Annotated in this window: 12 protein-coding genes; 10 read left to right on the forward strand and 2 right to left on the reverse strand. The window is 34.9% G+C overall.

What is annotated here, in order from left to right; translation table 11 throughout:
* The first annotated feature begins 525 nt into the window (after positions 1-525).
* On the forward strand, positions 526-1,488 hold the full coding sequence (locus tag D612_RS0117475; RefSeq protein ID WP_017756799.1) for a hypothetical protein: 963 nt from the start codon (positions 526-528) through the stop codon (positions 1,486-1,488).
* Between the two features lie 346 nt (positions 1,489-1,834).
* Here D612_RS0117475 and D612_RS19610 read toward each other — a convergent pair whose 3' ends face one another.
* Complete coding sequence (locus tag D612_RS19610) at positions 1,835-2,002, reverse strand: hypothetical protein (RefSeq protein ID WP_017756800.1); 168 nt, start codon at positions 2,000-2,002, stop codon at positions 1,835-1,837.
* A gap of 282 nt (positions 2,003-2,284) precedes the next feature.
* Between D612_RS19610 and D612_RS0117485 the strand changes: the two genes are divergently transcribed.
* Positions 2,285-3,010, forward strand: coding sequence for a hypothetical protein (locus D612_RS0117485; RefSeq protein ID WP_017756801.1), 726 nt, complete (start codon positions 2,285-2,287; stop codon positions 3,008-3,010).
* A 441-nt stretch (positions 3,011-3,451) separates the two neighbouring features.
* Here D612_RS0117485 and D612_RS0117490 read toward each other — a convergent pair whose 3' ends face one another.
* Positions 3,452-3,868, reverse strand: coding sequence for a hypothetical protein (locus D612_RS0117490; RefSeq protein ID WP_017756802.1), 417 nt, complete (start codon positions 3,866-3,868; stop codon positions 3,452-3,454).
* Positions 3,869-4,072: 204 nt separating this feature from the next.
* Here D612_RS0117490 and D612_RS0117495 point away from each other — a divergent pair, with 204 nt between their 5' ends.
* The 8 genes from D612_RS0117495 to D612_RS0117530 all read left to right on the forward strand — a co-directional run bounded on the left by D612_RS0117495 (position 4,073) and on the right by D612_RS0117530 (position 14,831).
* Positions 4,073-5,083 carry an ABC transporter substrate-binding protein gene (locus D612_RS0117495; RefSeq protein ID WP_017756803.1) on the forward strand — a complete coding sequence of 337 codons (1,011 nt, stop codon included), beginning with the start codon at positions 4,073-4,075 and terminating at the stop codon, positions 5,081-5,083.
* The gene (locus D612_RS0117500; RefSeq protein WP_017756804.1) at positions 5,083-7,170 is read left to right on the forward strand and encodes an ATP-binding protein; all 2,088 of its coding nucleotides are present in this window, start codon (positions 5,083-5,085) and stop codon (positions 7,168-7,170) included. The genes D612_RS0117495 and D612_RS0117500 overlap by 1 nt, the downstream gene beginning before the upstream one ends.
* A complete protein-coding gene (locus D612_RS0117505; RefSeq protein WP_017756805.1) occupies positions 7,167-8,510 on the forward strand; it encodes a sigma-54-dependent transcriptional regulator in 1,344 nt (447 codons plus the stop codon). Before D612_RS0117500 ends, D612_RS0117505 begins: the two co-directional genes overlap by 4 nt.
* A gap of 217 nt (positions 8,511-8,727) precedes the next feature.
* Complete coding sequence (gene tatA / locus D612_RS0117510) at positions 8,728-8,928, forward strand: twin-arginine translocase TatA/TatE family subunit (RefSeq protein ID WP_017756806.1); 201 nt, start codon at positions 8,728-8,730, stop codon at positions 8,926-8,928.
* Positions 8,929-8,946: 18 nt separating this feature from the next.
* Entirely contained in the window at positions 8,947-9,837 is an 891-nt protein-coding gene (locus D612_RS0117515) for a 4Fe-4S dicluster domain-containing protein (protein WP_017756807.1), read from the forward strand.
* 13 nt (positions 9,838-9,850) lie between these two features.
* The gene (gene nrfD, locus D612_RS0117520; RefSeq protein WP_017756808.1) at positions 9,851-11,134 is read left to right on the forward strand and encodes an NrfD/PsrC family molybdoenzyme membrane anchor subunit; all 1,284 of its coding nucleotides are present in this window, start codon (positions 9,851-9,853) and stop codon (positions 11,132-11,134) included.
* A complete protein-coding gene (locus D612_RS0117525; protein WP_017756809.1) occupies positions 11,124-14,225 on the forward strand; it encodes a molybdopterin-dependent oxidoreductase in 3,102 nt (1,033 codons plus the stop codon). The genes nrfD and D612_RS0117525 overlap by 11 nt, the downstream gene beginning before the upstream one ends.
* 15 nt (positions 14,226-14,240) lie before the next feature.
* The gene (locus D612_RS0117530; RefSeq protein ID WP_017756810.1) at positions 14,241-14,831 is read left to right on the forward strand and encodes a molecular chaperone TorD family protein; all 591 of its coding nucleotides are present in this window, start codon (positions 14,241-14,243) and stop codon (positions 14,829-14,831) included.
* The last annotated feature ends 180 nt before the right edge of the window (positions 14,832-15,011 follow it).

Raw genomic sequence — 15,011 nt, forward strand, 5'->3', positions numbered from 1 at the left:
TAACATAAATAGAACACTTACATTCTACTATTATTTTATAGAAAAATCCCCCATTTTTGTAATAAAAACTACAATAATTTTTGGATTTTTAGCTATATCTTTATTTCACCAGAATCCAGGATATTTTTAGAGGAAGGGGTACTCTAATAAAGTTGGTAAATTAAGCATGAAGGCTTGTTAAATTGTCCAGTTTTCTTGTAAAATTACGAAGAATTATAAGTTTAATCCACGTTTTAGGCTCTAAATTCATCAAATTTGTATTCCCTTTTATATCAAGACTACGTGACACTCCAAAATCATAATGAGTTATCTTCAATAGCTAAAGGTCTAAAATCATGTGAGTATGATAATTTATAATCAAGGTAAGGTACTCAGGAGGCTTAAACATTGTCTTACTAAAGTCAAATTGTGTTGTTTCGGGTGGCAAGCGCTGCTATGGGAAAGGCTCTGATGGTTAAGTTTGTCGGCACCGTAAATCGGAAACATTATACGTCATGTTTATTAAATCAGGGAGGGGAAAAGTAAATGAAGTTTAAAATTTATGGATTTCTAAGTTGTTCAGCATATTTTTCAGACATGAAATTGACATCAGTAGAATTCAATATTGAATTAGTGCAAACCTCAAGAGGTCTATGCATTTCAATTGAAATAGAAAGAGATGAAACCTTTCTGGCCCGCGAGGACAAGCTTATATTAAGGGATATTAGGGCAATTGTAAATCAAGTAATTCCTTTTGTGAATGAAATATTGCTAAAAATCAAGTATTCTGATGCTCATCCCCTTATTGATACAATATCATTATTAGATTTTTATTATTTATTTGTTGAAGATCAGTCAATTAAGACTGGAAAAGAATTTGATAGGCCATTTGCGATCGAGGGATTTCCTCCTTTAGCAGGTGTTGATTATAACGATGAAATATTCATAAGAGATTATATTGATGCGATGACTAGTTATTTTAAATATAATTTAGATGATTGTATTAGAAGAGGAATTACTTCACTTGAGAATTATTTTGAGTATTTAGGCATAGAAGGGAAAAAAGAGGGATTAGTATTTAAATCCGGATCACGACCTACATTTATGTCTAAATTAGAAGAGCATCTTAGAGTTAAAGAAAATTTTGTTATGCCACCACAAGTTATAAATATTGCATTTAAAACTATTTGGTTAATATATAAGATACGAAATGCTATTGTTCATGATAAGTATAGACTACAAACTAATGAACGATGGATGTGTAACAGGCTAATTTATGCATTATATAATATCTATAATCCAAGAATAGGTGCAAAGGGATTGGGTTCTATGTATATTGTTAGGTTAGGTATTCAGTTTCAGACAATTGATAGTTTAATTAGCTGGAATGAATTTAATCATAACTACACATTAGAATTCAGTGAAGAGCAGACTAGATATTTATGTAACAAATTTGGATTAAAAATTCCTCAAGTTATACAAAGTGGAAGTTTCCCGCACAATGTATAACAATGCTTCTAAGCATGTGACATTTTTTCAAGTTTAGCTACTCAAACCGCTTTAAACGGACAAAGTTACAAAGCAATACTCAATAACTTAAATTCTACATAACTAACTAATGCATATTAGTTGAAGAAACTACCTAAACGCCGTCTCCTATAATGTGAGAAACGGCGTTTTTTGTTATTGTAATTTTTCTAGTTTAAGGCATTGCTATTCAACATTAGACCCATTAGAAACATATAGAAATTTAGTAGAGAGAATATTGGATTTATTTTTATTTATAAATTTTCTTGAGATGTTTATAACAATATCAATTATTATAACAGATGATTAAAATAAGATTTAATCTCTTTTATGCAGCCTTTTGATGCTTAACTTTTTTATTCTTTTTTGGTCTATTCTTAATAAACTCAATAAACATTATAATAAACATACCAAAGGTCAATAGTGACATGATGATAGTTAAAATAAATGTACCAAAAACAAGAATAAGGTTAAGTAGTTCTGTAGTGACAATCATAATGTTCCTCCTTAGGAAAGATAAGTTAATATTTGTTAGTTTTTATAGTATATGCAGAAAGTGTCGAAATTAAACTTTATACTAGTTTGATAAAAATAAAGATTAGGTATCTCGTTAGTTTAAAAGTTTTTTTCAATTATTAGTTCTAAATTTTTAATTTTAAAGCGGAGGATAATATCATTTTCTGTTGAAGTAATTTTTAAAATCCAAAAAAGAAAGTTTGGTTAGATGAGAATAACTATAGTAATAGGGACGTTCATAACTCTAATAATATTGGGGGTAGTGCAACAATACTTATTAAACGGATTTGACGATAACACTATTAATGGAATAGTAATAAATTTAATAACTGATGGGATAAATATCGTAATTACAGTGTTATTAATTGATACCTTGATGAAAAGGCACGAAAAAGCACAAGATAAGAAAAGAAGTATGCAAAAGAAAAAAGAGCAAGAAAGACTTATAAATGAGATTATGGGTAATAGGCTTTCTAACTTATTTAGTGAATTATCTGTAGTTTATATTAATTTCATATATAAAAAGCCGCTGCATTATTCTGAAGAAGAAATGAATGATATATTCAAAAAACATAAAGAAGCAATTGATGATATTATTGGTAATGTAGATAAATATGTTGGTGCTGGATTTAGAAGTGCACCAGTAAGAACCTTAATTATTGATAAAAACAATTTGAGCAATGTGAATTATGATGAAACAATAATGTCCTATCAAGATTTTTGTTACAGAGTATTTAAAGGGAAATTTGATTATGTGATTAGTGGATTTATCCGAAGGTATATTTCAATTTTACCGGAGGACCTGAGGGTCTCAATATACAAAATAGAAAATTCAATTGATGATTTTGTATTTGTTACTTTGTTGGAACGCGGTTTAGTTGGTCCACTACCAACAACAGAAGAAGATATAGTTGACCTTAAAAGACAGCTCTTAATTATTGGAAATGAACTTTTAAATATTTATAAAATTATTAGTAACAAGGATTAACCAATAATAAAAATGGATTTTTTCTTATTCATCCAATATATTTTAAATTCAGATCTGTAACTGTCAAATGCATGAGGTAATTTAATGGGCAAGTGATACGTTAATAAATTTTTGAGTAGTAATAACGGAAACGAATTGGGAACCATTTGGGAACAAACTTTACAAAACAGTCCCCAAAAACACCAAACTAAGCCAAGATGAAATCTTATAAAACCTTAATAAATCAACTTTTCCAAACAGAACTTAATTACAAAAAACACTAATTATCAAATTCCTAAACCGTGCGTCGGAGGTTCGACTCCTCTCGGGGCCGCTAGATGAACCCTTGCGTGTGCAAGGTTTTTTGTTTTGAAAATTTATTTTAGGTGAAAAATAAAAATTGGAAACAACACCCCTTACTAGGAGATGTTATTTCCACATAGGAATAAAGTTTCGGTTGGATTAACAAGCAGTAATCTCAACTGGTATTGATAAACAAGGCAACATGATTGGACCTATTTGCAGATTAATACATACTTGTCCACTAGAATTCAGTGTTAATGTAAAAGAAACTAGATCTGGACCCCCGCCATTAATGATTAAATTCCCCTCTACATCTACTTCTAGTATTTGGTCGCCGTTGTCCTCAAAACAAACCGGGAATCCAACAGGTTCCCCTTCAAAAGAAGCAGTTACTTCCCCAATTATTGGGATATTTGCAGAAAAAGAGGCATTAACAAAACTGTTGTCCAATGTACAATCTGGGCAAATATTGATATCAACATCAAAATTTAATGTAACATTGATTGGACCAATCGGAATAGTTTGGGATCCTGAAGCATCAACTGTAGCACTACAAGCGCAAGGAAGAACTCCCATACTTAATCACCTCCATAAGTAAGATAATACATACTATGAAGGAGATTTATTATTGTATTGGCAGATTACCTGAATAAAAATCATTAAAATTAAAGTATCCCCCACATTTTTCTAAAATACCAAAAAAATGTATCCTAAATATATAAATACACAAGTTAATTCGTTATAGTTGAAGTAAGGCTATGAATATAGGGGAGTATACTTATGAAAACGAAATGGTATTTATTTTTCCTAACCATTATTACGGTATCTTTTATTTTAAACAATCTAGCAAGCAACGAAAGTGATTCACCATATAAAATCGGTGTATTGATGATTGGAGAAAGTCGCTATGAGAAATATACTGGCTTACGAGAAGGCTTAGCGGATTTAGGTTATGAAGAAGAAGAGTTTTCGTTTGTTGTCAAAAATGCTAACAATGATAGCACTCAGTTACAGAAACAAGTAGATGAACTTGTCAATCAAGGGTTAGATTTAATTGTGACATTAGGTGCTATTGAAACGGTCGAGTTGAAGAACAAGCTTGAAACTGTAGGCGCAAATTCAAACATTCCAGTTGTGTTTGCTGGTGTTGCAGCTCCAAAGGAAGTCGGAATCATAAACGATTACCGTTCACCTAGTGGTAATTTTACAGGAATTAATAATTATCACACAAGCTTATCGGCGAAACGGTTAGAGTTACTTCGTGACCTTGTTCCTAGCATAAATAGGGTTTTTGCTATTTATGATCAGCAAATTGAAATCAGTAAATTAAGTTTACAAAATACAATTGATGCCGGGAATTTGTTAGCTATTGAAGTTATTCCATGCGATGTATCACAAGAAAACTATAAAGAAATTCTAGAAAAAAACGTGGGAACAAATGACGCATTATTTATATTGCCGGGTTACCGAATTGAATCTATAACTGAAGATATCGTAAATTTTTCCCAAAAACACCAACTTCCAGTAATGGGGATTTATGAACATGAAGTAGAAAGCGGGTACATGGCAAGCTATGGAACGAGTTTTTATGATCAAGGCTATCAAGCGGCTCGTTTTGTTAGCTCGATAATTCAAGGAAACTCACCAAGTCAGCTCCCTGTTGAGCCACCAGACACATTGCGGTTTTTAGTGAATAAGCAGGTTGTTGAGGATTACAATCTCGAAATTAATCAAAATTTAATATATATAGCAGAATTTGTTGATACCCGTGAAAAGGGGGAGAACAACTAATGAGAAGAAATCTATTCACTCGTTGGTTTTACCCCCAATCGATAAAAAATAAAGTGCTTGTGTTTGGGGTTATTATGTCAACGATTCCGCTTTTATTAATTAGTTATTTTTATTACACACAGGTGAAAGAGGATTTAGAGGGTCGAATTATTGATAAACAAGAGCTGATGACTGAAAATTTATCAAATGAAATTAAGCTGAAATTTAACCAAACGTTTCAGCAACTCCATATGTTTTCGACTATAAGTACCTTTCAAGAAGGAAAAAAAGGTTTCTATGAATTGCTACAGCAAAACGAATTTATTGAAGACATCGTGATAACGGATAAACGTGGATTCGTTGAAGAACGAGTATCACGGTATCAATTAAATGTTAGCGCCCAAGGGGAAAAATGGTTTACTGACGACATGTGGTATGCATTTCATACAGAAGATCAAGTATATGGAGAGGTAGAATTTAATTCATTTGGACAACCCGTCATGAAGCTTGCAATTCCTTTCCATACTGATGAAGGAATAAAAGGGATTGGCGTCGTCATTCAGCTACAAAAGATCATTGGTCAAATTTCATCATTACGTCAGGAGGATTCTTCTTATTTATACTTAGTCGATCAAAATGGTAGAGTTATAGCTCACCAAGATTATAGTAAACTATGGGAGAAAAATTCTACCGAAATGAAAGAGGACATGCTAAGTGTTCAAACTATTATTGATGATTTAAATTGGACATTAGTAATGGAGCAGCCAAAGAAAACAGCTTATGACCCGATAAATAAAATGATCCAAATTGGTCTTATGGCTGTCGCTATAACGACCCTTCTAATTAGTTTAATCAGTATTTATGCTGGTCTTTATTTTATAAAACCGATTGTTTTACTAGATCATGCGATGAAAAAATTACAGCTTGGCTATAGTATAGATCCGATCAAATTAAAGCGAAATGATGAAATGGGAAAGCTAACCGAGTCTTTTAATAAAATGACAGAAGAGCTGCAACAAAAATCACTTCAGTTAGAAATGGAAAAAGAAAGACTAAAGGTCGTTGTTGACGGTATTGGTGCAGGGCTTGCCCTAATAACGAAAGACTATATGATTACATGGATGAATCCAACATTAAAAAAATGGATGCACGAAGATGAGCAAACATTGCCATGCTATACATGTATCGGGGGTTATGAGGTACCTTGTCACGATTGCCCGATTACAACTCCTACTAAAGATGATAGTTTTGGGAATAAAATGATCAAACTGCGGACAGCAAACGGAGAAGAACGAATATTTCAGCATCGCGTCTTTCCTTTAAACCATGCAATTGAAGGCGAAGGAGAGTTTCTTCTAGTCATTGAGGATATTACCGAACAAAAAAATATGGAGGAAAAAATTATTCAAACCGATAAGTTGTCCGCGTTAGGATTAATGGCTTCAGGCTTTGCGCATGAGGTTAATAATCCATTAACAACTATAAATGTGTATGCAGAGGATTTAAATGATCGCATTAAGCAGAATGATGAACATTTAAATGTGGATGAAATGAATCATTACTTGAAAAAAATTGTTGAAAATACAGAACGATGCAAAAAAATAACAAGCAACCTATTAAATTTTTCACGAAAATCAAATTGGACGATTGCTTCGGTTGATATTCATGAGACGATTCAAAATAGCATAAATTTAGTTGAACATACATTAAAAAAAGGGAATATCGAGCTTTATGTGAATATTGACCAAAACTTGCCGACGATTTTAGGTGACAGTTTAAAATTGATGCAAGTACTTGTAAACCTTATTAATAATTCCGTTGATGCGATGGAGAATGGGGGGCTTTTATCAATAAGTGCGCAAAAGGAAACTGACACGATTGTGTTAACGGTAACAGATTCAGGCACAGGAATTTCTGAAGAAAAACTTACAAAGGTTTTTGATCCTTTTTATACGACAAAGCCAATCGGAAAAGGCACTGGTTTAGGACTATCCGTTTGTTATGGGATTATCCAGCAATTCGGTGGTAGCATGGAAATTGAAAGCGAACTAGAAAAAGGTACGAGCGTCATGATTCGAATTCCAATTAAGGAGGAGAAACAAAAATGATACAAACTACAAGGCTCCTACTTGTTGATGATGAGAAGGATTTACTAGAATTACTAGTCAAACGTCTAACTAGGAATGGCTATAAAGTGGACTCCGCAGAAAGTGCAGAAGCTGCACTCGTGTTGTTGAAGGAAAATTATTATGATGTAGCGATTTATGATATTAGACTTCCGAAAATGGATGGAATTACTTTGTTAAAAGAAACAAAAACAATTCAGCCAGATTCAGAAATCTTAATGTTAACAGGTCATGGAACGTTAGAAACTGCAATTGAAGCGATGAAATTAGGTGCATTTGATTATTTAACGAAACCGTATAATTTAACGGAGCTAGAATTGACGATTAATAAAGCGATCAATAATAAAAGTTTAAAAGAAAAAAATGAAAGTATGCGGAAAATTATTAAGCAACAAAATGAGTTTCAAATTATCGGAGAAAGCGAGACTCTTACCGAAGTTATCAATCTAACAAAAAGAATTGCTGATAGCGAAGTTCCTGTTCTGATTGATGGAGAAAGTGGGACAGGAAAGGAGTTATTCGCAAAAGCATTACATTATTGGAGTTTACGCTGTGACGAACCATTCGTTGCGATTAACTCTGGTGCTTTGCCAGAACAACTTCTGGAAAGTGAACTGTTTGGTCATGTAAAAGGAGCATTTACAGGTGCGAATCAAGATAAAAAAGGTTTAGTGGAAACGGCTAATGAGGGAACGTTATTTTTGGATGAACTAGGGGAAATGCCACTACCCGTTCAGGTTAAACTGCTTCGGTTTCTTGAATCTGGTGAATTTAGAAGGGTTGGCGATGTTAGAGAACGCAAAGTGAAAGTACGGATTGTTGCAGCAACAAATTGTAATTTGGAAAAGGAAGTTGCTGCCGGAAATTTTAGAGAAGACTTATATTACCGCTTAAATGTAGTAAGATTGACGGTTCCGCCTTTACGTGAAAGAAAGGATGATATTCCGTTATTGATTGAGTATTTCCTTAAGAAAATGAATCATAGTCAAAAGAAGTTATCAAACGAAGCAATGGAGGCGTTAAAACAATATCATTTCCCTGGTAATGTCAGAGAGCTACACCATATTATTGAACGAGGATTGCTTTTAGCAACATCAAATTATATTGAAGTAGAGGATTTATTAATAAAAGCAAAAGAAAACCAATCTCGCCCAAGTTTGACGTTCGATTCTTTATGCTCTTTAGAGGAAGTAGAAAAAACACATATTAAAAATGTATTAAACAAAACGGGATGGAATAAAACAAAGGCTGCAGAGATTTTAGGAATAAGCTTGAGAAATTTATATCGGAAAATTGAACATTACGAATTAGTAGAGGTTTGACAAAATGACATAGTGACTTTTCGGCATAGTATGACAAATTGGCATGGTTTAGTAGATGGACAAAAACGCAACAGTTTTTGTCCATCTTTTTTTGCCTTAAAAATTAAGAGTATCCGTACTTTTTATTACGAATTTAAAACTTGGCACGAAACTTGCAACAGTAAATATCGAAGCATAAAAAAATATAGAGAGAATAAAAAAGAAAAGGGTGAATGAAATGCTATCAAACATTGGTATTCCTGGGTTAATTTTAATTCTCGTATTAGCACTTATCATTTTTGGACCAAAAAAGCTGCCGGAAATTGGAAGTGCAGCAGGTCAAACATTAAGAGAATTTAAAAAATCAGCAAGAGAGCTAACTAGTGATATTCCAGAGGAAATTCATGAAACTAAGGAAGAAAAAATTACGTTGAATTAGGAAAAAGAGGTGATAAAAATGGGATTTTTCAATAAAGAAACATCACCAGCAGTGTACAGTAAAATGATTAATGGAATTTTACCTAATGCTGAAAAAGAACTAGCTGATTCTCCATTTGACACACAGCTTGGTTTAAATATGGCAAGGGATGCTAGGAAGGTCATAAAGGGAAGCTTAGCAATTGAGGATTTCCATAAAATTTATTCTGCTTCACTTTTGAAAGAGTTCGGCACTCATTATGCATCTGGACCAGATGAGAATACTAAAGAGAAAACAGGTCCGAAATGGGTTATGGTGATTGACTTAAAAAAATGTGTTGGCTGTGATACGTGTACTGTTTCCTGTAAAGCAGAAAATCGAACACCGCCAGGGATTTCTTATAACGTGGTTATGGAGCAATTAGAAGGGGATTTTCCAAATATAAAATCTCTTAATCTCCCAAGACCATGTATGCAGTGTGACAAACCATCATGTGTACAGGTTTGTCCGACAAGAGCAACGTATAAATTGAAAAATGGCATTGTCACAATTGATAATGACCGTTGTATTGGGTGCCGTTATTGTATCATTGCATGTCCATATGGAGCACGTTCCTTCGACTTTGGTGAAAGCTATGAACAAGAAATGGTTGGTTATAATGATGTGACAAGTCCAGAATATGGAACAGAGCGAGGCGAACGGAAAAAGGGGAAAACACCAATTGGTACGGTTCGGAAATGCAGCTTCTGTTACCACCGCTTAGAGCGTGGCGAAGAGCCTGCTTGTGTCGAAACTTGCATTGGTGATGCTCGTTATTTCGGAGATATTAATGATCCAAATAGTGTTGTCGCTAAATTAGCTGCAAGTCCAAGAGCTTTCCGTTTAAAAGAAGAATTAGGGAATAAGCCTAGTGTGATTTATTTACGATAGGAGGGATTTATATATGTCAAATGTAGCTTTGGATAGGAGACAGCACGTGAAAACTACAAGTTCTCCCATTTTTAAAATTTGGATTGCATTTCTATTTATTGTGTTTGCAATCGGAGGCTATTTCATTGTTAATCGTTTTATATCTGGATTGGATGTAACGAACCTTTCAAGCATTACACCATGGGGTGCATGGATAGCCTTTTATATTTTCTTTGTTGGTTTAAGTGCAGGCTCGTTTTTATTATCGACTTTAATTTACGTATTCGGAATGGAGGAATATGAACGAGTCGGGAAAGCAGCGTTGTTTACAGCAATTGTTTGTATGATCGTTGCGTTAACATTTGTCTTATTGGATTTAGGGCAACCATTTAGAGCGCTAAATGCTGTGATTTATTGGAATGTAACATCGATGCTTGCGTGGGAGGTCCATTTTTATATAGTATATATTGTTTTATTAAGTGTTGAGCTTTACATTGCGATGCGTGAAGACTTAGTTAAGCTTGCAAAAGAGAATTCGTTAAAAGGGAAAGTTGCAAGACTGATTACGTTTAAAAATGCAACGATCAATGAGCTTACAAAGAAAAGAGATCACTTTTGGATGAAGGTTTTAGGGACAATTGGAATTCCAATTGCGATCTTAGGTGTTCATGGTGGAACAGGTACAATTTTTGCAATGGTAAAGGCTCGGGCTGCCTGGAATACGGCGATTTTCCCAATTATTTTCGTTGTATCAGCGATGGTTTCAGGCACAGCGCTATTATTAGCGATGTATGTCATTAAGAGGAAAGTAATGAAACAAGAGATTGATCAAGGAATGGTTCAGTCATTAGCCAAGTTAATGGCAGGATTTTTAATAATTGACCTTGGTCTGCAATTTTATGAGTATTTGACAGGCTGGTATGGTTTGGAGGAACATCACTTAGATTATTTAGGAACGATGATGGCTAGTGATTTTGCTTGGTCCTTCTGGATTGTACAAATGTTTTTGGGAGCAGTGATTCCACTTACGATTGTATTTTGGAATAAGACAAATCAATCAGTCAACGCCTTATTGACTGCGGCGGTTTTAATTGTAATAGGAATTATTGGTGTTCGCTTTAATATCGTTGTACCAGCACAAGTTGTCCCACTTTTTCATGAATTGCCATGGGGGCAGTATTATCCGACATTTAGTGAATGGATTATAAGTGCAGGTGTTGTAGCAATGGGTTTATTAATTTACTCCTTTGGTGAAAAAATGCTGCCGATTGAGGAATCAGAAGCTCATACAAATGAGGTGACTAACAATGGGAAATAAAAATATGGATAGACGTGGCTTTTTAAAAGCATTAGGAACACTTGGTGCGATCGCATTTGTAGGGCCGGCTTTTATTGGCCCAGTTAAACAAGTTATAAGTAACAATGTTTTTCTTGATGATGAGCATGGAATCGGAACAAGCTACCAAGATTATACGGCGGAAAATGTAATTTTCACATCTTGTCAGCAATGTAATACGACTTGTACGATTAAAGCTTATGTCGTAGCTGGTAGTGCCGGCGGTGCATATACATCAATCGTTCGAAAAATTGCTGGGAATCAGTATAGTCCAATGAACATGATTCCGTATGGACATATCAACTATGATACTCCGATTGAACTTGCTGTAAAAGGAACTGGAGACGTTGCCAAATCAGGTAGAGGATTCCGTGGTGGACGGACATGCTTAAAGGGACAGGCAGGCATTCAAACTGCTTATGACGCTTATCGTGTCCAACATCCGTTGAAACGGGTTGGTGACCGAGGAAGTGGTGTTTGGAAAACTATTACTTGGGAGCAAGCTTATAAAGAAATTTTAGAAGGAAGTTCAGATTTAAAAACACCAGGGTTAAAAGAAATATGGAAGTATGTTCCTCAAGAAGGTGTTATGGCTGACTGGGAAAAAGTGAAAGCTGGCGAAATGACACAAGCTGATTTCGACAAAAAATATAAGGATGTATTAATCGATACAAAGCATCCTGATTTCGGACCAAAATCAAACCAAATTGCGATTATGTCTGGAAGTAGAAGGGATTTCATTTTACGTCTTGCTAATAATAGCTTAGGAACTATCAATTACTATGATCATGGTGGAGTATGTGGAGTTAATAGTGCCATCGGTAACGTTCGCTCTCATGATGCCACAAAGCAGAAAAAACGGGTTATTCCTGATTACGAAAAGGTTGAATTCGTTTTAGTTTGGGGTGCCAATCCATTAACAGCAAATCGTGGCCCAACTGTGTTTGCACCGCAAATAACAAATGCAATTGATCGTGGGATGAAAATGGTGGTGATTGATCCTCGATATAGTAAAACAGCAGAGAAAGCTCACACGTGGATTCCAATTAAGCCAGGTGGAGATGGGGCCTTGGCCCTTGCAATGTGCCGTTGGATCATTGAAAATAATCGTTATGATGAAACGTATTTGCGAAACCCAAACCAACAGGCCGCAAACTTAGATGATGAGCCAACATGGAGTGATGCTACTTATCTAGTAAATGTAAGTGATCCGAAAAGACCATTCTTAAGAGCAAAGGATTTAGGATTAGGGGATCAAGAGTTCGTTGTATTGGAGAATGGTAATGCCGTTTTGCATTCAAAAGCAAAAAATGGTGATTTAGAAGTAAATACAACAGTTAATGGTATAAATGTAAAGTCTGTATTCACTATATTCAAAGAAAAAACATTGGAGAAAAGCTTTGAGCAGTATTCGAAAATGTGTGACGTACCTGTCGAGCAAATTGTTCAGCTTGCTAAAGAATTTACTTCGCACGGCAAAAAGGCAGGGATTCATGCTTACCGTGGACCAGCGATGCATGCAAACGGCTATTATAATGCTAGAGCAATTAATATGCTTAATCATCTTATCGGAAACCACGATTGGGTTGGCGGAGATACGAAGCTAGGTGCAAAATATAAACAAACAGAAGGTCGTTATGATTTACTAAAAGTACCGAATCCAAATATATCATGGGGTATTCATGTTACACGACAAAGAATACCTTATGAAAAGACATCTCTATTTGCAAAGGATGGATATCCGGCAAAACGTCCTTGGTATCCATTAGGTAATAACTTAATTCAAGAAGTATTGCCAAGTGCCGCTGAAGGTTATCCATATAAGTTAAGAGCACTTTTAATTAACCGGACATCACCAATTGCATCGGCACCACGGTCAGACATGCAAATGAAATTTATTAAAGATCCGAAAGTAATCGAACTTGTTGTGTCGTCGGATATCGTTATTGGCGAAACCTCTAAATACGCTGACTATATACTACCTGATTTATCGTATTTAGAAAGCTGGAATAAAGAAGATATCTTCCCGTTATTGAAATATAAATTCGCTGGCGTGATTCAACCAGTAACCCGCGTTGTACCGGATGGACGACAAACAGAGCAAGTATATATCGATTTGTTAAAGGGAATGGGGCTACCAGGTGTTGGAGACAAGGCGTTGGTTGATGGATCGTCCATTAATAGCCCGGAGGATTACTATCTTAAAATGATAGCCAATGTTGCATTCGATGGACCAAAGCCAGTAAAGGACGCAAGTGCTGAAGAGCTAGCTATTTTTGAAAAAGCTAGAAAACTAGCACTTGGAAAATATTTTGATATCAATAAATTGAAAAATGCCGTCAAGCCAGAAGAGTGGAAAAAGGTTGTTTACGTTCTTAATCGTGGTGGACGCTTTGAAGCATCAGGTGATGAGCATGTAGGTCAACATATTAAATATCAACTTGCAAGTACAGCTCATTTCTATGATGATAAGGCCGCTGGGTTTAAGAGTGCATATACAGGAAAGTTCTTTGAAGGTGTCCCTATTGCTGACGAGATTAGACAATATAATGGTGAGGTTTACAAACCAAATAAACCATTCCAGTTCATTAACTGGAAATCAAGAAATATGACGACTCATCGTACTGGTGGGAACGCATGGCTGCGAGAAGTCCGTAATGAAAATTATTTATGGGTGAACCCTATAGATGCTAAAAACAAGGGGATAAAAACGGAGGATACCGTTTATATCACTTCAAATAGCGCAAAAGTGAAAGCGAAAGTCTTTGTTACGCCTGGAATTAAACCAGGAGTCGTTGGGGCTAATTTTAGCTTTGGACATTTTGGTTTTGGAGTGCAAGAAGAGACGATTGACGGGAAAACAATAAAACCAGTTGAAGGGTATGGACATACTCCGTTTGAATTTAATCGACCGTTACATGAAGAGGCAGGTTATTATAACGGAAGAGGAAAAGGGTTCTTAGTAAATGCATTAATGGATTTGGATGATAGTTATTTTGAAGGCTTCTTAGCAGATCCGATTATTGGCGGAGCAGCACAGCAGGATATATTCGTTGACATTGAAAAAGTTTAAAAAAAGGTGATAACTATGAACAAAACAAAAGAGGAACAATATGGGAAACTAGCATTAACAAATATCCTTACTACAGTTTGGTTAGGGGATTGGGATCGTTATGAGGAGATTTTTCAAAGTATGGATAAGAATTTGGAGAAACACTTCCCATTTCACATCAATTACAATCGGGAGAATGTGAAGCTATGGCATGAAAATTATTTTTCTATCCCTGGGGATTATTTTGTATCCCCTTACTTCTCATCCTACATGGACCAAAGCACGGATCCGGAAGAAAGAAAGAAAAACCTTCTTTGTTTAATCGGAGCTTATGAAAATATGGGATTCTATTTTCCATTGGATGTTGAGCTTTATCCTGACCATATTGGATGTTTAACCGCTTTTATCGGTGCTGTTCAGCAGGAAAAGATTAAAGCCTATCAAAATAAGGATTATGAATTAATGAATCAACTTTCTAGTTTAGAAGAAAAGATTGGTTTGAACTATATTATTCCTGCTGCTGAGTCTATGCAAAGGCAAGCAAAGGGCAAAATTCACCATCCATTTTTTAAACAGTTTTTAGTGTTTTATTCTACTATTATGAAAGAAGAGTATATTCAGCATTAATAGTTATAAATAAGGGGACGGTTCTTGTGTTTCTTTTTAGGAGCATGGGAATCGTCTCTTTTTTTTTAACTTTTAACATAAATAACAAACGTGCAACTGTAAAAAAATATCAAAACTAGGGAATTTTTGTAGATTAATAGGGAATTCCCTGATAGTGCATATTTAGATAGAAAATTTATA

It is taken from the genome of Calidifontibacillus oryziterrae, assembly GCF_000331575.1.
GTDB lineage: Bacteria > Bacillota > Bacilli > Bacillales > Bacillaceae_J > Calidifontibacillus_A > Calidifontibacillus_A oryziterrae.

Excerpts from the sequence above, each read along its gene's own strand:
- D612_RS0117475 (WP_017756799.1), top strand. The coding sequence starts at position 526 with ATGAAGTTTAAAATTTATGGATTTCTAAGTTGTTCAGCATATTTTTCA.
- D612_RS19610 (WP_017756800.1), bottom strand. The coding sequence starts at position 2,002 with ATGATTGTCACTACAGAACTACTTAACCTTATTCTTGTTTTTGGTACA.
- D612_RS0117490 (WP_017756802.1), bottom strand. The coding sequence starts at position 3,868 with ATGGGAGTTCTTCCTTGCGCTTGTAGTGCTACAGTTGATGCTTCAGGA.
- D612_RS0117495 (WP_017756803.1), top strand. The coding sequence starts at position 4,073 with ATGAAAACGAAATGGTATTTATTTTTCCTAACCATTATTACGGTATCT.
- D612_RS0117500 (WP_017756804.1), top strand. The coding sequence starts at position 5,083 with ATGAGAAGAAATCTATTCACTCGTTGGTTTTACCCCCAATCGATAAAA.
- D612_RS0117505 (WP_017756805.1), top strand. The coding sequence starts at position 7,167 with ATGATACAAACTACAAGGCTCCTACTTGTTGATGATGAGAAGGATTTA.
- tatA (WP_017756806.1), top strand. The coding sequence starts at position 8,728 with ATGCTATCAAACATTGGTATTCCTGGGTTAATTTTAATTCTCGTATTA.
- D612_RS0117515 (WP_017756807.1), top strand. The coding sequence starts at position 8,947 with ATGGGATTTTTCAATAAAGAAACATCACCAGCAGTGTACAGTAAAATG.
- nrfD (WP_017756808.1), top strand. The coding sequence starts at position 9,851 with ATGTCAAATGTAGCTTTGGATAGGAGACAGCACGTGAAAACTACAAGT.
- D612_RS0117525 (WP_017756809.1), top strand. The coding sequence starts at position 11,124 with ATGGGAAATAAAAATATGGATAGACGTGGCTTTTTAAAAGCATTAGGA.
- D612_RS0117530 (WP_017756810.1), top strand. The coding sequence starts at position 14,241 with ATGAACAAAACAAAAGAGGAACAATATGGGAAACTAGCATTAACAAAT.